This is a genomic window from Stenotrophomonas nitritireducens, from assembly GCF_001700965.1.
In the GTDB taxonomy this organism is placed as follows: domain Bacteria; phylum Pseudomonadota; class Gammaproteobacteria; order Xanthomonadales; family Xanthomonadaceae; genus Stenotrophomonas; species Stenotrophomonas nitritireducens_A.
The window spans coordinates 1,246,323-1,265,150 of sequence record NZ_CP016756.1 but is presented as its reverse complement, the minus strand read 5'-3'; the positions used below and the strand labels follow the sequence as shown (position 1 = coordinate 1,265,150).

General features: G+C 64.9%; 21 protein-coding genes and 1 other RNA gene. 4 read left to right on the top strand and 18 right to left on the bottom strand.

What is annotated here, in order from left to right:
* The first annotated feature begins 44 nt into the window (after window positions 1–44).
* Entirely contained in the window at window positions 45–437 is a 393-nt protein-coding gene (gene azu / locus BCV67_RS05425; protein ID WP_156455950.1) for an azurin, read from the top strand.
* A 275-nt stretch (window positions 438–712) separates the two neighbouring features.
* Here the strand turns inward: azu and hemL are convergent, their stop codons facing one another.
* Together hemL and thiE are read right to left on the bottom strand one after the other, a co-directional pair.
* Complete coding sequence (gene hemL, locus BCV67_RS05420) at window positions 713–2,005, bottom strand: glutamate-1-semialdehyde 2,1-aminomutase (protein WP_062166805.1); 1,293 nt, start codon at window positions 2,003–2,005, stop codon at window positions 713–715.
* Between the two features lie 174 nt (window positions 2,006–2,179).
* Window positions 2,180–2,806 carry a thiamine phosphate synthase gene (thiE, locus tag BCV67_RS05415; protein ID WP_062166804.1) on the bottom strand — a complete coding sequence of 209 codons (627 nt, stop codon included), beginning with the start codon at window positions 2,804–2,806 and terminating at the stop codon, window positions 2,180–2,182.
* Between the two features lie 69 nt (window positions 2,807–2,875).
* On the opposite strand from thiE, the gene BCV67_RS05410 reads away from it, so the two are divergent.
* Window positions 2,876–3,067 (top strand): rubredoxin, encoded by a 192-nt coding sequence (locus tag BCV67_RS05410; RefSeq protein WP_062166803.1) that lies wholly within the window; start codon window positions 2,876–2,878, stop codon window positions 3,065–3,067.
* Between the two features lie 230 nt (window positions 3,068–3,297).
* On the opposite strand, the gene BCV67_RS05405 is transcribed toward BCV67_RS05410, so the two are convergent.
* The 8 genes from BCV67_RS05405 to BCV67_RS05370 all read right to left on the bottom strand — a co-directional run bounded on the left by BCV67_RS05405 (window position 3,298) and on the right by BCV67_RS05370 (window position 7,763).
* Window positions 3,298–4,146: a SirB1 family protein gene (locus BCV67_RS05405; RefSeq protein ID WP_062166802.1), complete on the bottom strand. Its 849-nt coding sequence runs from the start codon at window positions 4,144–4,146 to the stop codon at window positions 3,298–3,300.
* A gap of 65 nt (window positions 4,147–4,211) precedes the next feature.
* Window positions 4,212–4,670 (bottom strand): DUF192 domain-containing protein, encoded by a 459-nt coding sequence (locus BCV67_RS05400; protein WP_062166801.1) that lies wholly within the window; start codon window positions 4,668–4,670, stop codon window positions 4,212–4,214.
* A 271-nt stretch (window positions 4,671–4,941) separates the two neighbouring features.
* Window positions 4,942–5,589 carry a ribose-5-phosphate isomerase RpiA gene (rpiA, locus tag BCV67_RS05395; protein ID WP_057629081.1) on the bottom strand — a complete coding sequence of 216 codons (648 nt, stop codon included), beginning with the start codon at window positions 5,587–5,589 and terminating at the stop codon, window positions 4,942–4,944.
* Window positions 5,590–5,707: 118 nt separating this feature from the next.
* On the bottom strand, window positions 5,708–6,190 hold the full coding sequence (locus BCV67_RS05390; RefSeq protein ID WP_057629079.1) for an EVE domain-containing protein: 483 nt from the start codon (window positions 6,188–6,190) through the stop codon (window positions 5,708–5,710).
* The gene (locus tag BCV67_RS05385) at window positions 6,187–6,777 is read right to left on the bottom strand and encodes a 5-formyltetrahydrofolate cyclo-ligase (RefSeq protein WP_062166800.1); all 591 of its coding nucleotides are present in this window, start codon (window positions 6,775–6,777) and stop codon (window positions 6,187–6,189) included. Before BCV67_RS05385 ends, BCV67_RS05390 begins: the two co-directional genes overlap by 4 nt.
* 199 nt (window positions 6,778–6,976) lie before the next feature.
* A non-coding RNA gene (gene ssrS / locus BCV67_RS05380) (6S RNA) lies at window positions 6,977–7,161 on the bottom strand.
* Between the two features lie 84 nt (window positions 7,162–7,245).
* On the bottom strand, window positions 7,246–7,545 hold the full coding sequence (locus BCV67_RS05375) for a cell division protein ZapA (protein WP_062166799.1): 300 nt from the start codon (window positions 7,543–7,545) through the stop codon (window positions 7,246–7,248).
* Window positions 7,542–7,763, bottom strand: coding sequence for a TIGR02449 family protein (locus BCV67_RS05370; protein WP_057629073.1), 222 nt, complete (start codon window positions 7,761–7,763; stop codon window positions 7,542–7,544). The genes BCV67_RS05375 and BCV67_RS05370 overlap by 4 nt, the downstream gene beginning before the upstream one ends.
* A 124-nt stretch (window positions 7,764–7,887) precedes the next feature.
* Between BCV67_RS05370 and BCV67_RS05365 the strand changes: the two genes are divergently transcribed.
* The gene (locus tag BCV67_RS05365; protein ID WP_062166798.1) at window positions 7,888–8,433 is read left to right on the top strand and encodes a YecA family protein; all 546 of its coding nucleotides are present in this window, start codon (window positions 7,888–7,890) and stop codon (window positions 8,431–8,433) included.
* Window positions 8,434–8,441: 8 nt separating this feature from the next.
* The gene (pepP, locus tag BCV67_RS05360) at window positions 8,442–9,767 is read left to right on the top strand and encodes a Xaa-Pro aminopeptidase (RefSeq protein WP_062171436.1); all 1,326 of its coding nucleotides are present in this window, start codon (window positions 8,442–8,444) and stop codon (window positions 9,765–9,767) included.
* A 1,182-nt stretch (window positions 9,768–10,949) separates the two neighbouring features.
* Here pepP and pepQ read toward each other — a convergent pair.
* The 8 genes from pepQ to rph all read right to left on the bottom strand — a co-directional run bounded on the left by pepQ (window position 10,950) and on the right by rph (window position 18,747).
* Window positions 10,950–12,278 carry a Xaa-Pro dipeptidase gene (gene pepQ / locus BCV67_RS05355; RefSeq protein WP_062166797.1) on the bottom strand — a complete coding sequence of 443 codons (1,329 nt, stop codon included), beginning with the start codon at window positions 12,276–12,278 and terminating at the stop codon, window positions 10,950–10,952.
* Window positions 12,279–12,360: 82 nt separating this feature from the next.
* Window positions 12,361–12,708 carry a PilZ domain-containing protein gene (locus tag BCV67_RS05350; protein ID WP_062166796.1) on the bottom strand — a complete coding sequence of 116 codons (348 nt, stop codon included), beginning with the start codon at window positions 12,706–12,708 and terminating at the stop codon, window positions 12,361–12,363.
* On the bottom strand, window positions 12,705–15,185 hold the full coding sequence (locus BCV67_RS05345; protein ID WP_082746502.1) for a DUF1631 domain-containing protein: 2,481 nt from the start codon (window positions 15,183–15,185) through the stop codon (window positions 12,705–12,707). The genes BCV67_RS05350 and BCV67_RS05345 overlap by 4 nt, the downstream gene beginning before the upstream one ends.
* 69 nt (window positions 15,186–15,254) lie before the next feature.
* Window positions 15,255–16,484 carry a radical SAM family heme chaperone HemW gene (gene hemW, locus BCV67_RS05340; protein ID WP_065868049.1) on the bottom strand — a complete coding sequence of 410 codons (1,230 nt, stop codon included), beginning with the start codon at window positions 16,482–16,484 and terminating at the stop codon, window positions 15,255–15,257.
* A 35-nt stretch (window positions 16,485–16,519) separates the two neighbouring features.
* Window positions 16,520–17,020 carry a hypothetical protein gene (locus BCV67_RS05335; protein WP_156455760.1) on the bottom strand — a complete coding sequence of 167 codons (501 nt, stop codon included), beginning with the start codon at window positions 17,018–17,020 and terminating at the stop codon, window positions 16,520–16,522.
* Between the two features lie 16 nt (window positions 17,021–17,036).
* Window positions 17,037–17,636: an RdgB/HAM1 family non-canonical purine NTP pyrophosphatase gene (gene rdgB, locus BCV67_RS05330; protein ID WP_062166793.1), complete on the bottom strand. Its 600-nt coding sequence runs from the start codon at window positions 17,634–17,636 to the stop codon at window positions 17,037–17,039.
* On the bottom strand, window positions 17,633–18,022 hold the full coding sequence (locus tag BCV67_RS05325) for a VOC family protein (RefSeq protein WP_062166792.1): 390 nt from the start codon (window positions 18,020–18,022) through the stop codon (window positions 17,633–17,635). Before BCV67_RS05325 ends, rdgB begins: the two co-directional genes overlap by 4 nt.
* A complete protein-coding gene (gene rph / locus BCV67_RS05320; protein WP_062166791.1) occupies window positions 18,019–18,747 on the bottom strand; it encodes a ribonuclease PH in 729 nt (242 codons plus the stop codon). Before rph ends, BCV67_RS05325 begins: the two co-directional genes overlap by 4 nt.
* Between the last annotated feature and the right edge of the window lie 81 nt (window positions 18,748–18,828).

The window sequence follows — 18,828 nt, the reverse complement described above, 5'->3', positions numbered from 1 at the left end:
TGCTGTTGTTTGCCCTTGTCGGCCTGTTGCCCGTTGCACCTGCAATGGCGCGTACTTGTGCGGTCACCATCGAAAGCAACGATCGCATGCAGTTCTCGCAGCCGCAGATCCGGGTTGCCGCCGACTGCACCCAGGTGGACCTGACCCTGAAGCACACCGGCAGGATGCCGGCCACCGCGATGGGGCATAACTGGGTGCTCAGCCGTACCCCGGATTTCCAGCCGCTGGCCACGGCGGGCATGCGTTCAACGCTCGCCGACAGCTACCTGCCGAAGAATGATGCGCGGGTGATCGCGTTCACCCCGGTCATTGGCGGTGGCCAGACCACCCAGGTGCGCTTTGAGACCAGCAAGCTGACGCGTGGTGGCGATTACACCTTCTTCTGCTCGTTCCCGGGGCATTGGGGAATGATGAAGGGCAAGCTGGTTTTTGGTTGATTGATCAGTTTTGAATCCCGGGTGCGCTGCGCTTACCCGGGCTACGTTGGTGACGAGCTGGCTGGCTCCTTGTGGGAGCGGCGTCAGCCGCGAAGCTGACGTTGCTTCAGTCCATGGCATCTTTGCAATCCGATGATGCCGCTTGCTTCGCGGCTGACGCCGCTCCCACAAATCGGTGTGCAATCGGCTTTCCGTTCCAGGTAACGCTGCTTCGTCAGGAAGAACAGCGTTACCGGATGAAGCGGACCTGTTTTTTTACCGAAGCCGCTGCAGGATCAACCTGCAGCAACTACCTTGAAGGCTTCACGCGCTGCCACCAGCGTGGCCTCAATCACCGCATCGTCGTGTGCGCTGGACAGGAAGCCCGCCTCATAGGCCGACGGTGCCAGGAACACCCCGCGTTCCAGCATGGCGTGGAAGAACACATTGAAGGCCTTGATGTCGCAGGCGGTCGCTTGTGCGTAGGTCTCCACTTTCTCGTTGGTGAAGAACAGGCCGAACATGCCGCCGACGCGGTTGGTGGTGACGGCCACGCCGGCATCGCGCGCTGCGGCTTCCAAACCGTCGCACAGCGTGTTGGTGGCTGCGGTCAAACGTTCGTGGAAACCCGGTGCCTGCACCAGCTGCAGCATTGCCAGACCGGCGGCCATCGCCACCGGGTTACCGCTCAGCGTGCCGGCCTGGTAGATCGGGCCGGCCGGGGCAATCTGCGACATCAGCTCGCGGCGGCCGCCATAGGCGCCGACCGGCATGCCGCCGCCGATGATCTTGCCGAAGGTGCTCAGGTCCGGGGTGATGCCGTAATAGGCCTGCGCGCCGCCCAAGGCGACACGGAAACCGGTCATCACTTCGTCGAAGATCAGCAGCGCGCCGTACTGCGTGCACAGCGCGCGCAGGTGCTGCAGATAGCCTTCGCGCGGCGGGATGCAGTTGGCGTTGCCGACCACCGGCTCGATGATCAGGCCGGCGATTTCCTTGCCCTGTTGCTCGAACAGCGCGGTGGCGGCGTCGAAGTCGTTGTAAGGCAGGGTGAGCGTGAGCTCGCTCAGGCCGGCCGGCACGCCCGGCGAGGTGGGTACGCCCAGGGTCAGCATGCCGCTGCCGGCCTTGACCAGGAAGGAGTCGCCGTGGCCGTGGTAGCAGCCTTCGAATTTGACGATCTTGTTGCGGCCGGTGGCGCCACGCGCCAGGCGGATCGCCGACAGCGTGGCCTCGGTGCCGGAGTTGACCATGCGCACCATTTCGCAGGACGGCACCAGCTGGGTGATGGTCTCGGCCATGGTCACTTCAGCCGCGCACGGCGCGCCGAACGACAGGCCATTGCCGATCGCCTGCTGCACGGCCTCGCGCACCGTCGGGTGGTTGTGACCAACGACCATCGGGCCCCAGGAGCCGACGTAATCGATATAGGCGTTGCCATCCACGTCATGCAGGTAGGCACCACCGGCGCGCTGCACGAAGAACGGTTCACCGCCGACCGACTTGAACGCACGCACCGGCGAATTGACGCCGCCAGGCAGCAGCGTCTGGGCGCGCGTGAACAGGTCGTGGGATTGGGCGTGGTTCATTGTGAGTCCTTTGAAAGAGCGCTAGATCGAGTTGCTGAGCGAAGCGGAGCGTTAGCCCCTCTCCCGCGTGCGGGAGAGGGGTTGGGGGGAGGGGAAGCTTCTAGCAAGCGAACGCGGAAACCTACCCTCATCCGCCCCTTCGGGGCACCTTCTCCCGAAGGGAGAAGGAATAGGTCATTGGTGCTGGAAGCAGCGCCGATAAGCGTCCAGCGCAGCCACCGGGTCCGCCTCGCTGAACACGCCGCTGATCACCGCGATCAGCTCCGCGCCAGCTTCCACCACAGGCCGACTATTGTCCGGGGTCAAACCGCCGATCGCCACCCGTGGTACGCCCAGTGCGGCGCTTTGTCGCAGCAGCTCGGGGTTGGCGCGACGCGGCGTGATCTTGCTGCGGCTGGGGAAGAACGCCCCGAAGGCCACATAGCTGGCACCGGCGGCGACCGCGCGCTGGGCCAGGGCCAGTTGGTCATAGCAGGAGGCGCCAATGATGGCCTGTGGGCCGAGCAGGGCGCGGGCTGCGGCGATGTCGCCGTCGTCCTCGCCCAGATGCACGCCGGCGGCGCCTACCTGTGCGGCCAAGGCAGCATCGTCGTTGATGATCAGCGGCACGCCAGCGGCGGCGCACAAGGCCTGCAGGGCTGTGGCCTGGGCCAGGCGGGTGGGGGCATCGACCGCCTTGTTGCGGTATTGCAGCCAGGTGGTGCCGGCCAGCAGCGGGCGCACCCGTTCGAGCAGGCGCGCGCTGTCGGTTTCGTCGGGGGTGATCAGGTAGACGCCTCGGGCGTCGGCAAACTGGGTCATGGGTGGCTACCGGTACGGCGGCGGGAATGTGACAATCAACGCCGTTTCTCTGTCCGGTGATTATCCCCGATGTCCGACGCTACGGCCTCCACCCTGCGCAACTGGATGTGCGTCGTCTGCGGCTTCATCTACCGCGAGGCCGACGGCTTGCCGGAAGAAGGCATCGCCCCAGGCACGCGCTGGGAAGATATACCCGACACCTGGACCTGCCCGGACTGCGGCGTGACCAAGGACGATTTCGAGATGGTCGAGCTGGATTGAGCCGCACCGCCTTGAGCCGCAGCGCCTGGTTTGTGGGAGCGGCGTCAGCCGCGAAGCCAGGGTTGCAGCCGAAGCCATGGGCAAACATGTTCTCTTCGTGGAGGCGGCTTTTCGTAAGCAATGTCAGCCCATTCCCTCGGGGGGGGATAGGGATATTCATCGGCTTCGGATGCAGCCCTGGCTTCGCGGCTGACGCCGCTCCCACAAAAGCCAAGGCAGGCACCGCGAGGTCAGTGCAGCCTTGGCTTTCCGCCACTCAGCTCGATCAGGCGCTCGCGGATGCTGACGGCGTCCGCCGCGTCGGGCTCCATTTTCAGGTAGCGGGCGAGGTCGACGCGGGCACCAGCAAGGTGTTCCAGCTGCAGATAGGCCAGCCCGCGGTCGCGCACGGCATCGGCCTGCTCGGGCGCCAGCTTGAGGATGCGGTCGGCACTGCGTGCGGCGCGGTCCCATTCACCACGCTCGGCGTACACGCCATGCAGGTTACGCAGCATGCGCATCAGGATGGCGCGGTGCGGTGCGGGGTCGAGGATCTGGGCGAGCACGCTGTCGTCCGGGGTCTCTCCGCCGAGGTTGCTGCGCGCGCGTTCACGCAGTTCGTCCACGCCCAGCGGCCGGCCGCCGTTGAATGGGTCCATGATCAGCACACCATCTTCCACCGGCAGTCGCACCAGGAAATGGCCGGGGAAGGAAATACCTTCCAGCGGCAGGCCCAGCCGGCGCGAAACTTCGATCTGCACCAGCGCGAGTGAGATGGGGTTGCCCAGGCGGCGCTCGAACACCTCGTTGAGATAGCTGTTGCGCGGGTCGTAATACTCGTCGTTGTCGCCGCTGTAGCCCACCTCGTTGAACAGGTGGTTGTTGATGGCGGCAACCTTGAGCGGCCATTCACCGATGGCCTCCACTTCCACCCGCAGGTGGTCGGCATGGGCCTGCAGCACGCGGTCGTAGGCGGCCGGGTCCAGCTGCGGGTATTCGTCGCGTGCGATCAGCAGGGCGGTGGGCAGCAGCGGCATCGCCTCGTCGGGCAAGGCGGCCAGTTCTTCCCACTGCGGCAGGGTAATGCGCGTTTCAGACATGCCCCAAGACTGGCGGCAAAGCGGCGCCGGTTCAAGGGCGCCGCTGTTCAAACGGTGTATTCCAGTCAGTTGCCGGAGCTGATGCCGGGGCCGAAGGTCAGCACGGCGCCGTCTTCCAGCTTGAGCTTGGCGGCCTGGCCGGCGTTGAGCTCCAGCACGTACAGGGCCGGGTTGAAGCTGGGGTAGGGCGGGCACATGTCGCCGGCCGAGCACGGCGGTACGTCGCGCTGCTGGCCGACCAGGCGGCGCTGGCTGTCGAAGTAAAGGATGTCCAGCGGGATCTTGGTGTTCTTCATCCAGTAGGCCTGCGGTTCTTCGCGGTCGTGGACGAACAACATGCCGCGGTCGGCGTCCATCTGCTCGCGGAACATCAGGCCGCGGGCACGGGTTTCATCGTTCTGGGCCAGTTCCACGTGGTAGCGGGTGCCGGCCAGTTCCACCCAGTGCTTGCCGTCGGCGCTGGCGCAGCCGGCGAGGGCCAGCAGGGAAAGGGTGAAGATCGTACGCAGGAAGGAGTTGGACATGGGTTGGGACCTGGTTCCTTTGGGAGGCCTTCTGGCGGATTCGGTGGAAGTCAGAAGCTTGCCCTCATCCGCCCGTTGGGCACCTTCTCCCGTGAACGGGAGAAGGGAGAGCATCAAGCCAAAGCGGGAGCGACAGCTAGAGCGAAAGCATCAAGCCAAAGCATCAAGCCAGAGCATCAAGCCAGAGCATCAAGCCAGAGCATCAAGCCAGAGCATCAAGCCAAAGCCAAAGCCAAAGCCAAAGCCAAAGCCAAAGCCGTGCTGCCTTGGCTTACAGCACTTGCGGCGGTTCGCCGCCGATGATGACCACGTCGGCCGGGCGGCGCGCGAACAGGCCAACCGTGACCACGCCCGGAATCTGGTTGAGCTGCTGCTCAAGTTTGACCGGGTCGGTGATGGCCAGGTTGTGCACGTCCAAAATAAGATTTCCGTTGTCGGTCACCACGCCATCGCGCCACACCGGCTGGCCGCCGGTCAGTGCCAGGATTTCGCGGGCCACCAGGCTGCGTGCCATCGGGATCACTTCCACCGGCAGCGGGAACTTGCCCAGCACCTTGACCTGCTTGCTGGGGTCGACAATGCAGACGAACTGCTTGCTGGCCTCGGCGATGATCTTCTCGCGGGTCAATGCAGCGCCGCCGCCCTTGATCAGGTTCTTGTTGCCATCGCATTCATCGGCGCCGTCCACATACAGCGACAGGCCGCCGGTGTGGTTCAGGTCCAGCACCTCGATGCCGTGGCCCTTGAGCAGGGCGGTGCTCTGGTCGGAACTTGAAACCGCGCCCTCGATCTGGTCCTTGATGCGGGCCAGCGCTTCGATGAAATAGGCAACGGTGGAACCGGTGCCGACACCGACGATCATTCCCTTCTGCACGTACTCGATGGCTTTTTCGGCGGCCAGGCGCTTGGCTTCAGACATGGTGGGCTCAATCAGGTTGGAAAACAGGTTGTTTGTAGGAGCGGCGTAAGCCGCGAAGCCGGAGATCTGAAAGAGTGTCAGCTTCGCGGCTTACGCCGCTCCCACAACAAAAAGGTGCTTATTTGGGCTTCTTTTCCAGCGACAGCAGCAGCTTCCACTGCGCAGCGGTGACCGGGAACACCGACAGCCGGTTGCCCTTGGCGGTCAGTGGAAACCCTTCGCCCAGCTCCTCGGCATGCAGCTTGATCTCGTCCAGCGCGATCACCTGCGCCAGCTTGCGCTCGAAACCCACGTCCACCAGCATCCAGCGCGGTTGCTCGCGCGTGCTCTTGGGGTCGTAGTAGTCAGATTTGGGATCGAACTGGGTGTCGTCCGGGTAGGCCTCGCTGGCCACCGTGGCAATGCCGACGATGCCCGGTACCTTGGTATTGGAGTGGTAGAACAGGATGCCGTCACCAACCTTCATGCCATCGCGCATGAAATTGCGCGCCTGGTAGTTGCGCACGCCGTTCCACGGTTCGGTGCCTACGCGCTGCAGGTCGTCGATGGAAAAGGCGTCCGGTTCGGACTTCATCAGCCAGTAGCGCTTGCGGGCGGTCATGCGTTCAACGGTTCCGGGTAGAGAGTGGCCTGCTCGGTACAGATGGCATCCACCGCCACATCCCAGTGCTCGACCGGCAATGACGGCAGCTGCTGGGCGGAAAAACCTACCCCCACCAGCCACGGCGGCGCGGCCTGGCGCTGCCGAAATGCGAAGCTTCGATCATACCAGCCGCCCCCCATGCCCAGCCGCCGTCCGCCGTCATCAAAGCCGACCAGCGGCGCGACCACCAGGGCCATTTCTTCCGGCCGCAGCGCCTGCGCGGGGTCTACGTCGGGCTCGGGAATGCCATAACGGTTGCTGACCAGCGCCTGCCCGGGCCGCCACGGCGCGAAGCGCAGCAGCTTGCCGTGCAGCACCGGCAGGCAATACGTCTGTTGTGCGGGTAGCTGCATCTGCCAGCGGTGCAGGGCGATCTCGCCGTCCATTGCCCAGTAGCCGGCGACATGGCCGCTGATACCGGCGAAGGGCAGGGACAGCAGATGCGCCGCAAGTGTCTCGGCGGCGGCAATGCGCTCGGCGGCGGGGATGTCGCGGCGGCGCTGGCGCAGTTGCTGGCGAAGGAGTTGGCGGGGATCGGCAGTCATGGGGGAAAAGTCTGCGGGCAGGGAGCTGAAGCCCCTCTCCCATCGGGAGAGGGGTTGGGGAGAGGGTAAGTGCGAAGCACTGGCGTAGCCAAGCTTCGTGACGGTTTGCCCCTTACCCTCATCCGCCCTTCGGGCACCTTCTCCCGGAGGGAGAAGGACAAAAAAAGAACGGCGCCGTTAGGCGCCGTTCTGGAATATTGCATTCTCCGCGGTGACGATGCGTGCGAAACGACCTTGAACCCGGGGTTCAAGTGGGAACGCTGGGGGGCCATCGGGCTTCCCGCTACAAGGCGGACTTGCACACCCGGCTCCGTCGCGCCCCCGTGGTCGTAATTAAGGGACAAGGCGAATGTTTGCACACGCCGTCGTTCACAGCAGAGAACGCGTGGCCAGTATAGCGAGGTTGCGCGGTTGCGTGCAGTGTTTTTGGCTCATTACGGATTCATCTGCCTGAGCTGCTCAGCTGGATCAACGCGCGTTGTCGATGGCCATGTCCAAGCGCCGGTTCAGCTCGTTCATGGCGGACTGGAACCGCTGCTGCTGCGCAAGCTGCTCGTCGCGCAGCTGCTGCAGTTCATGCGCCAGATTGAGTGCGGCCAGCACCGCGATGCGGTCCACCGCCGCCATCCGGTTGCTGCCGCGGATCTCGCGCATCTTGCCGTCGAGCACGCGGGCCGCTGCGGTGAGGCTTTCGCGTTCGGCCGGTTCCACGCCAACGGTGTACTCGCGGTCCAGGATATGGACGCTGACCGGTTCGTTGTTGCTCACGTGTGCTGCTCCAGCGACTTGAGGCGGGTGATCATGGCTTCCACCCGCGAGCGGGCCTGCTCGTTCTTGGTCAGCAGCTGCGAGCGCTCGCTGATGAGCTGTTCCTGCTGCTGGCGCAGGCTGCGGTTTTCATCGCTCAGCCGCTGGTTGCGCTCGAGCAGCAGCTCGAGGCGGGAGACAAGGGCCTGTAGTTGGCCAGCGGGGTCGAAGGAGTCCATGGGCGGCACGATAGGCATGCGGATGAGGGCCGGTCAAGAAGGAGTTTGCGGTGCGGTTGGTACACTGTAGGGCCGCCGTCATCCCAGTGTGACGGTGATCCTCTCCGCTTTACAGACCAGTGACATGACCGATCTTCCCGCCGTCAACGACATCCTCCAGGCCAGCCAGTCGCTGGGCCTGGGTGCTTCCCCGGCCGAACTCCACGGCGGACTGTGCGGCTGGTTGGCCGCCGGTGGTGCCGACCTGCCTGCGTGGCCGGCCAAGGTGCTGGCCGATGACGGCCTGCCAACCCCCGAGCCGGGCTCGGCGCTGGACCTGCTGCGGCAGGCCACGGTTGCCCAGTTGGAAGACCGTGACTTCGCCTTCGAGCTGGTATTGGTGGACGCCGCCGAGCCGTTGCAGGCGCGTACTGATGCTTTGTTCGAGTGGTGCCGCGCCTTCCTGGGTGGCTTCGGCCTGGCCTCGGGCAAGCGCCCGGCGCTGAGCGAGGAGGGCGAAGAGGCGCTGCAGGATCTGGCACGTCTGGCGCAGGCCTCCAGCGATGAATTCGACAGTGCCGACGAAGACGAGGACGCGCTGTCCGAGATCGAGGAATTCGTGCGGGTTGCGGCGCTGCTGTTGCATGGCGACTGCGTGATGGGCTCGCGCCATCGGCAAAGCCTGAACTGAGGTTGGTGATGAAGCGTCTTTCCGGGATTACCCCTGCCGAGTACGCCCGCCGCCGCCGCCAGTTGATGGAGGCTGCCGGTGATGACGCCATCCTGGTGCTGCCTGCCGCACCGGAACGGGTGCGCAGCAACGACACGTTCTACCCGTACCGGCAGGATTCGGACTTCTGGTACCTGAGCGGTTTCCAAGAGCCGGAAGCCGTGCTGGTGCTGATACCGGGCCGCAAGCACGGTGAGGTCATCCTGTTCTGCCGTGAACGCGATCCCGACCGCGAAGCCTGGGATGGTCCACGCGAAGGTCAGGACGGTGCGGTGTCGCGCTACGGTATGGACGATGCGTATCCAATCGACGATCTGGACGAAATCTTGCCAGGGCTGCTGGAAGGGCGGTCGCGGGTGTATTACCACTTCGGCCGCGATGCGGATTTCGACCTGAAGCTGATTGGTTGGGTGAACCGGGTCCGCTCGCAGGTACGCAATGGCGCGCAACCACCGCACGAATTCCTGGAGTTGGGGCATCTGCTGCATGAGCAGCGGCTGTACAAGAGTGCCGATGAGATCGCACTGATGCAGACGGCGGCCGATATCAGCGTACGCGCGCACCGCGCGGCGATGCGTGCGGCGCGGCCGGGTATCCACGAGTACGAACTGCAGGCCGAACTGGAGCGCGAATTCCGCGCGGCGGATGGCTGGCCTGCGTACAGCAGCATCGTCGGCGCCGGTGCCAATGCCTGTGTGCTGCACTACCGCGACAACACGCATGGCAGCGCCGATGGCGATCTGGTGTTGATCGATGCCGGTGCCGAGTACCGCGGCTATGCCAGTGACATCACCCGCACTTTTCCGGTGAACGGCCGCTTCAGCCCGGAACAACGCGCCTTGCACGATCTTGTTCTGGCGGCACAGGCGGCGGCGCTGGAGCAGGCGCGGCCGGGTATCGCCTATGAAGAAGGGCATCTGGCGGCGGTGGAGGTATTGACCGAGGGCCTGCTGCGACTGGGTCTGCTGAAGGGCGACCTGGAGGAGAACATCATCGAGGGCCATTACCAGCGTTTTTACCGGCACAAGACCGGTCATTGGCTGGGTCTGGACGTGCACGATGTCGGCGACTACCGGGTGGCTGGCGAGTCGCGTCTGCTGGAACCGGGCATGGTGTTCACGATCGAGCCGGGGCTTTACATCTCGCCGCATGATCGGGATGTGGAAGCGCGTTGGCGCGGTATCGGCATCCGCATCGAGGACGATGTGTTGATCACCGAGGATGGTCACCGGGTGCTGACCGCTGCGCTGGAGCGCAGTGCCGACGAGATCGAGGCGTTCATGGCCAAGCGCTGAGACGCGAGGTGTTTGGCGGCAGTGTGCGGACTCGCACTCGCACTTGCACTTGCCGTTGCTATTGCCTTTGCTCCTGCACTTGCCCTCCCTTACGCAAAGCGTAGGGGAGGGTATGGGAGGGGTGCTTTGCTTTGGCTCCGGCAGTTGCAGTTGAATGTGCCTTTGCAGTTGCTCCCAAGCGTTTGATCTACCGGGTCCCTTCCGCAGCGACGTAGTCGACGGATAAGACCCCGAATGGGGCGACGTGCAGGACGCACGTCGTTTTTCGACGATACAGGGATGTATCGTCGAAAAATCCCGGCGGCGGAGTGGACCCGTGTCGCGAAGCGGCGTGGGCGCGGAGGCAGGGTGTGCTTTCTTTGGGCCACCTTTCTTTGCACAAGCAAAGAAAGGTGCGCTCGCGCCCCGAAGGGGGGCGAAAGCCCTTGATTCTGTTTCTGTTGTTTCTGCCTGTTTCGCAAATGCCAACGGGCAAGTCAAAGCAAATGCTTTCACTCCCCTTCGGGGAGCGAGTTACTTTTCTTTGCTTGTGCAAAGAAAAGATAACCAAAAGAAAGCACACCCTGCCTACGCGCCTTCCGCGCTGCGCGCTCCAGGTCCACTCCGCTGGCAGGATTTTTCGACGATACATCCCTGTATCGTCGAAAAACGACGTGCGTCCTGCACGTCGCCCCGTACGGGGTCTTGTCTGCCAGCTCCGTCGCTGCGGAAGGGGACCCGGTAGAGCAAAAGCGTTGAAGCAACAGCGTTGAAGCAAAGGCAGAAGCAAAGGCAGAAGCAAAGGCAGAAGCAAAGGCAGAAGCAAAGGCAGAAGCAAAGGCGAATGCACCCGGCAGAGCCAAGGCAGAGCACCCCTCCCATACCCTCCCCTACGCTTTGCGTAAGGGAGGGCAACTGCAACTGCAACTGCAAGTGCAACTGCAAGTGCAACTGCAACTGCAGCTGCAACTGCAGCTGCAGCCGCGTTGCTTGCTGGGCTGAATATCGTTCGGCGGAAGTGAAAGGCTGGCGTCATCCGTAGCCCGGGTAAGCCTCAGCGCACCCGGGAAGCCCTGGACATCAAACGGGGTAGGGGACGGAGCGCAGCCGAATACCGTCCGGCTTTCGCCTGACCACAATCAGATACATCCGATCTGCGAACCAACAACCTGGGCGAGAGCTAACTGCCGCCCAGGCAAGCGATCATGCTTGTGCGGCAAATTCCGGGCGAGTCAGGTTGTCCGCTTCGCCCTCGGTGCACAGCACTTCGTCTTCGATGCGTACGCCGCCATAAGGACGGAAGAAGTCCACCCGGTCCCAGTTCACACTGGTGGCGTTGCCGGCCTTCTTTACCTCGTCCAGCAGCATGTCGATGAAGTACAGGCCTGGCTCGATGGTGACCACCATGCCCGGTTCCAATACACGGGTCATGCGCAGATAGGGATGGCCGGCCGGGCGCTCGATGCGGCCGCCGTCTTCGCCAGCGGCAAAGCCGGCTACATCGTGCACCTGTGCACCGATCAGATGGCCGATGCCATGCGGGAAGAATGCCGCGCTCACACCCGTCGCCAACGCCGCCTCCGGGGAGACATTGATCACGCCGAAATCCTTGAGGATGCCCATCAGCGACAGGTGGGCGTCCACATGCAGCTGCTTGTAATCAAAGCCTGCACGAACCGCGGCACACATCTTCAGCTGTGCTGCGTCCACCGCGTCGATGAAGGCCTGGAATTCGCTGTGGCCGGTTGCCGCATAGGTGCGGGTGATGTCGCTGGCATAGCCGTAGGCCGAGGCGCCGGCGTCGATCAGGAAGCTGCGCAGCGGCTGCGGGGCCTGCTTGCCCAGGTCGGTGTAGTGCAGCACGGCGGCGTGTTCGTTCAAGCCGATGATGTTGCCGTAGGGCAGCTCGTTGGCGTCCTGGCCCACCGCGCTGCAATAGGCCATGTGGATCTCGAACTCGCTGGCCCCGGCGCGGAACGCGGCTTCGGCGGCGCGGTGGCCGCGTACGGCCAATACCTGCGCCTGCCGCATCAGCGCGATTTCGTACGCGGTCTTGTAGCCGCGATGCCATTCCAGGTAGTTGATCACCGCCGGCGGATTGTTCGGCGCGAAGCCGCCCAGCGCACTCTGCGCTTCACCGAGGATGGCGCAGCGGCTTGGGTCGGCCGGCAGCAGCGCCAGCGCTTCTTCGGGCTTGCGGATGATGTGGATGTCGAAGTGCTCCACCCACCAGCCGCTCGGTGCGTCCGGTACCACATGCCAATAATCGAAGGGCTGGTAGAACACCAGGGTCGGGCGGCTGCCCGGGGTGTGGATCAGCCAGCTGTAGGGCAGCTTGGTCAGCGGCAGCCAGGTCTTGAATTGAGGGTTCACCGCATACGGGTAATCGCGGTCATCGAACACCTGGTAATGCTGGGTGCCGCTGGGAACCACCAGGTGATCGAAACCGCCGCGCGCCAGCGCCGCGTCGGCACGGCGTATCATTTCGCCAAGGTGTTGGGCGTATAGGTTGGCTGGATCGGGCTGGTTCATCGCGGTGGCTCGCTCGGACATGCGGAATGCAGACCCCGATTTTGCCGCAATCGGCGCACCGCTGCTGTGCCGTTTTCGGCACTCAGGCTGGCGGAAGCCGGTCCTCGATCCAGCGTTGCAGCTGCGCGCGCTGGCCCTTGTCCAGGGTCAGGAAGCGGAACCCGGCCCAGGACTGCTCGGGCGCATGGGTGGGCTCGTTCCACAGCAGGTGCACGCCGACGTCGATCTGCAGCTGGCCGCCGCGGCCGTCGTCGATCGGAAACTGCAGCTGGTACAGGGCGTCGTCCTGCAGGGCCACGGAGGTGATCAGCAACATGCCGGTTTCGGATATGTTGCCGAGCCGGCCGATCTGGGCACCGGTCATCTGGTCGCGTACCGGCACCAGCTCGGGGACCTGCAGGCGCGGTGCGCGGCGGGTATTGGTGATCATGCCGACTCCCCGGCGTTGGTGGCCTGGCCGCCGGCGATCGAGCGCAGCGCGCGCACGGTGGCCTGCCAGGCACGGTCGATCAGGCGGCCGCGGTCTTCGGTGACGATGCGCAGCTGGCCCTTGGCCATCAGCCGCGACATCGCATCCAGTGAATGCTCCGACACCTTCTGGCCTCGTTGGTTCACGAACAGGGCGTTGCCAGTGATCAGGCTGTACCAGGACAGGCGCTGGCGGCGGTTGTCACCCTGCTGGTTGACGATGAATTCGAACCAGGTGCCGAACGGCAGCGTGCGCAGTTGGCGGTAGTGCGCCTCCTCCTGCTCGCTGCGTGCCGGCTCGGCTTTCCTGCGGCGCTCTTCTTCTTCGGGCTCACCGGACTCGCCGAGGCGCGCGCGCGTCTTGAGCTTGGCGGCAAGCTCCGTGCGCGAGGTGATGGCATCCTCGCCGCCCGGCGTGGACAGCCGGCGTGAGATGGCCGCGGCCTCGTCCTGGTGGTAGCCCACCTGCAGCAGCGATTGCTCGATTTCCTCGCCGAAACTGGTGTCGGCGGCACCGCCGGGCGCCAGGCCGGTGATCTCGCCGATGCGGCGGGTGGCCTGCTCCCGTTGCTGCCATTCGTCCGAACCTTCGCCGTGGCGCAGCAGGGTGAGGGTGAGCACGTCGGCCCAGGCCTTGCGCAGCAGGGTCTGCACGAACTTGGGCGGTTCGCTGCTCTGGCACAGCGCATCGATGGTGCCGTTGGCCAGCTGCTTGGCGGCCTCCAGGCGTTCCTTGCCGCGCGCGGCGTCCACCTGGCGGCGCTCGGCCATTTCCGCGCGGCGGGCCGCAGCGCGCAGGTGTCCCTGGATGATGTCGTTTGCTTCGACGAAGACCGTCTCGTCGCCCTGGTAATCGGTGACGACCTTGTTGACCGCGTCCTTGAGCTTGAGCAGCAGCACCGGATCGCTGTCGTCGTCGCTGAGCCAGACCGCGCCGGATTCGGCCACCGCATTGAGCAGTTCGCGGGCCGGGTGCTGGTCGCGCAGGAAGAATTCATGGTCGCTGATGGCCGCACGCGCCAGTGGCACCTGCAGGCGCCGCAGCAGGTCGGCGGCCGGGCCTTCGCTGCGCACTTCCCGCTGCAGCTCGGAATAGAGCATGCCCAGCAGGTCCATGGTGTCGCCGTCGCGTGCGGACAGGGTCGCCGCCGGGCCGTGTTCGGCCTTGACCTGGGCGATCAGCGCATTGCGGATGTCCGCCATGCCGTGGCGGCTGCCGGGTGACGACGCAGCGGCCTGCAGTTTGCCCAGTACGTCCATCGCGGTCTGGGTGGAGACCGGTTCGGGCGCCGGACCGGCTGCATTGCGGGCTGTCGGCGGCGAGGCGGGAGCGCCACCGGCTTGGGCCTGCGCCTGCAGGGCGGCGAAGTCGGGCATGGCGGTACCTGCCGGCGCGCCAGTGGCGGGGCCGGCGTGCGTGCCGCCAGCAGCTGCACCGGCTGCACCGCCGGCGCCCATCGCCAGTGCATTGCGTGCGGCATCAAGCAGGCTGTGCAGGCTTTCCATCGGTGCCATGGTGGCGGCAACGCCCGCCATCTGCGCCGTTGCACGCCCGGCCTGGACCGGCGCAGGCGTTGCGGCGCCCTGCAGCTCATTGGAAATACTTGCCCACGAGGCCGCCGGGGCCTGGCCTTGCCAACTGGTCAACGGGGCGTTGCCTGCCGCGCGGGGTCCGGCGCTGCCACCATCAGCCTGCCCGGCGACAGTTCCGGTGCCGCGCGGGGCGGAAGGGCGGGGAAGATGCGGGCGATATACCAGGCCCGGCAGTACGCCTTCGCGTTCGAGCAGGATGTTGAGCCGATCCAGCAGCTCGCCATGGCGTGGCATCACCAAGCGCTCGAATACCTGGTACAGCGCCAACTGCGTATCCAGGTTGAACTGCATCTGCTCGCCGCAGTCGCGCAACGCGCGGCACAGCGCATAGGGGCCAACCGGCAGGCGCTCGGGGTCAAACGCCGGCTGCGCGGCCAACACCGCAAAACGCTGCCCCAGCAGCAACAAGGGGTTGGTGGTGCGGAACGCTTCGCGTCGTGCCATCTCGTGCAGCACGATGTCGCGGTCGATATCGGTGTCCTCGACCAGCGTCATCGCCTTGAATGCCGCCGCATGCGCTTCGGGCGTGGCCTTGGGAGCCTCCTTGAAGGCGGCTACCTGTGCAGCCAGCGCGTCCAGAAAAAAATCCGGGAGCTGTTCGGCGTGGTCGCGCAGCACCCGCAGCTGGGCATAGATGTCGGACTGGATCTGGCTGTTGTGGGCCATTTCCGCCTGCTTGAACAGGGCCCGTTCCAGGTCGATGGCGGTCAACTGCAGCGGCGTGCGCAGCACCTCGTCGGTAGCCAGGAACGCGATTTCCAGCAGGTGGCGGACGCGGGCAGGTGCCTGCGTGGCGGCAATCCGTGCCATGGCCTGGCTGGATGAGCGTGGTGCGGTGCCTGACATCCTGCGTTCCTTCCCCTGAATGGGCGTTTTCTACCATTTATGTGATGTAAGTGTCACTTTCTGACGGTCTCAGGTCAGGAACAACTCCACCACATCGTTGGTGAAGCGGCGGCCAAGTTCCGTGGGTGCCCAGTGTTCGCCGTTGTTGATGAGCCAGCCACGTTCCACCGCCACCGCCAACGATGGCAGAAGCACGCTCCGTGCCAAACCGGTGCGCGATTCGAAGTCGCGCAGGCTGAAACCTTCGTGCAGGCGCAGCAGGTTGAGCATGTACTCGAACGGCAGCCGCTCGGCGCCGATCACGTCATCGCCGCCGATGCTGGCCAGGCTGCCGGCGGTATCCATGAAGGTCTGCGGGTGTTTGTGCTTCCAGCGGCGCAGCACGTGCTGCTCGGCGCCTGAGCTGATCTTGCCATGCGCGCCGGCGCCGATGCCCAGGTAGTCACCGAAGCGCCAGTAGTTGAGGTTGTGCTGGCACTGCCAGCCGTCACGGGCGTAGGCACTGACCTCGTACTGGCCATAGCCGCGTTCTGCGAGCAGCGCCTGGCAGTGTTCCTGGATGTCCCAGGCACTGTCTTCGTCGGGAATGCCCTGCGGCGGGCGGGCGAAGAACACCGTATTCGGCTCCAGCGTCAGCTGGTAGTGCGAGATATGGGTGGGGTCCAGCGCGAAGGCGCGTTCAAGGTCGTACTCGGCCTGGGCCAGCGTCTGCTGTGGCAGCGCATACATCAGGTCGATGTTGAAGTTGTTGTAGCCGGCGTCCTGCGCCAGCTTGACCGCACGTTCGGCCTCCTTGCTGTCGTGGATGCGGCCCAGCCGCTGCAGCGCTTCATCGTTGAAGGTCTGGATGCCGAAGCTGATGCGGTTGACCCCGGCCGCGCGGTAGCGGTCGAAGCGGCCGTGCTCGGCGGTGCCGGGGTTGGTCTCCAGCGTCACTTCCAGGTTCGGCGCGAAACGAAGCCGTGCGCTGGCCTGCTGCAGGAAGCGGTCGATCGCCTCCGGCGGAAACAGGCTGGGCGTACCGCCGCCGAAGAACACGCTGCTGACCACCCGGCCCCAGACCAGTGGCAGGTCCTGGTCCAGGTCGCGGATCAGCGCGTCGATATAGGCATCGAACGGCAGCTCGCCCTTGGCGGCATGCGAGTTGAAATCGCAGTACGGGCACTTGCGCACGCACCAGGGCAGGTGCACGTACAGCGCCAGTGGCGGCGGCACAAGCTGCACGCCGGCAGTGTGGCCGTGCTCGACCGAGCAGGATTCGCCGGGAAGGTGGTTGCAGTGATCGTGGGAGTGCGGCATGGACGGCAGATACGTAAGAGGGGAGGGTGCGGGCGCTATTGCGCGGCCAGCAGACTTGGATCGATCAGCGAACGTGGCTGTGCGCGCAACACGGTCGCGGCAACATCACGGAACAGCGGCGATGGCCCTTGAAAGCCACCAACCTCGTTGTCCATGAGCCGATGGCGCGCCGGCCGGGTGCCGTTGCGCATATGCAGATACAGCCCCGAGACCATGGCTTTGCGTTTGTCGATGCAGTTGTCGAAGCGCACTTCAAGTACATCGACCAAGGGTATGTGACGCCACCGGTGTGCGGTGGCGATGTTGTGGTAACGCAGCTGCCCAGCGCGCTCGTCCAGCACCACACGCTGCCACATGATGGGCGCGGCGATCAGCGAAATCGCGACGGCACAGCCAAGCGTCCAAAGCGGAAGGGCGAGCCATGAGTGCTCGCCGTCGTACGCCAGCAGGCCACCGACAATAGCGCCGCTGATACCGCCAAGAATGGCGACCAATCCTAAAAGTCCCAGTCCAGTGCGATAGCGGCGTGGTGTCATCGGTTGCTCTCCGTGGTCAATCGAGCTTGAGTTGTGACAATTGCTGCATCAACAACTGCAGCGCCTTGGCACGGTGGCTGCGGCCGTTCTTCTGCGCCGGTTCCATCTGCGCGGCGGTCAGGCCGAGTTCTTCGTCCAGGAACACCGGGTTGTAGCCGAAGCCATTGCTGCCACGCGTTTCATCGATGATGCGGCCTTCCCAGCTGCCTTCGCAGATCAGCGGTTGCGGATCATTGGGGTGGCGCAGCAGCACGATCACCGCATAGAAGCGGGCAGTGCGGCGCTCGGCCGGCACATCGCGCAGCGCTTGCAGCAGCTTGGCGTTGTTGGCGGCATCGTCGGTGGGGCTGCCGGCATAGCGCGCGCTGTACAGGCCGGGGGCGCCGTTGAGAGCGTCGACGATCAGGCCGGAATCATCGGCCAGCGCGGGCAGGCCGGTCACTTCGCAGGCGTGGCGCGCCTTGATCAGCGCGTTCTCGACGAAGGTCAGGCCGGTTTCGGGCACGTCGTCCACGCCCAGTTCGCGCTGCGGCACGATCTGCAGCGGCAGCCCGGCCAGCATGGCCTGCAGTTCCTTCAATTTGCCGGCGTTGCCGCTGGCCAGTACCAGTTTCATTGCTTGGGCTCCAACAAGTCCCAGGTGTTGCCATACAGATCGCGGAACACCGCGACGGTGGCATAGGGCTCTTCGCGCGGGGTTTCGAGGAATTCGACGCCCTGTGCAGTCATCGCGGCGTGGTCACGCCAGAAGTCATCGGTGTGCAGGAAGAAGCCAACGCGGCCGCCGGTCTGGTTGCCGATGCGGCTGCGTTGTTCCTCGTCGCTGGCGCGTGCCAACAGCAGCGCTGCGGCGCTGCCATCGGCCGGGCCGACCACCACCCAGCGCTTGCGGCCCTGGTCCAGGTCTTCCAGCAGCTGGAAGCCCAGCTTGCCGGTGTACCAGGCAATCGCCTCGTCGTAGTCGGCCACTACCACGGTGACCAGGGCAAGGCGCCGGTTCATGCCTGCGCCAATGCCGCCTGCTGCGCGTCGAACAGCTCGCGGATGCCCTTTTCGGCCAGCACCAGCAGCGCGTCCAGTTCGTCACGACGGAAGGCGTGGCCTTCGGCCGTGCCCTGCAGTTCGATGAAGCCGCCGCCATCATTCATGACGACATTCATGTCGGTATCGCAGTCGCTGTCCTCGGCGTAATCCAGGTCCAGCACCGGCTCACCCTTGTAGACGCCAACCGAAACGGCGGCAACTGCGCCGAACAGCGGGTTGCGCTTGATATCGCCGCGCTTCATCAGCAGGTTGACCGCGTCGACCAGGGCGACATAGGCGCCGGTGATGGCAGCGGTGCGGGTGCCGCCGTCGGCCTGCAGCACGTCGCAGTCCAGGGTGATGGTGCGTTCGCCCAGGGCATTGCGATCAATGCAGGCACGCAGGGTGCGGCCGATCAGACGCTGGATTTCCAGCGTGCGGCCACCCTGCTTGCCACGCGCGGCTTCGCGGTCGGAGCGGGTATGGGTGGAGCGCGGCAGCATGCCGTATTCGGCGGTCACCCAGCCTTCGCCCTTGCCACGCAGGAAGCCCGGCACGCGGTTTTCGACGCTGGCGGTGCACAGCACGCGGGTGTCACCAAAGCTCACCAGCACCGAACCTTCGGCGTGACGGGTGAAGGAGCGCTCGATGGTGACGGTGCGCAACTGGTCGGCCGTGCGGCCGCTGGGACGGGAAAAGGTCATGGGGGATCCGTTAGTACGAGATGATCAGGTGGGCGTCCGGGCGGTTGATGCACCAGCGTCCAGAGGCGGCTAGGTTACCAT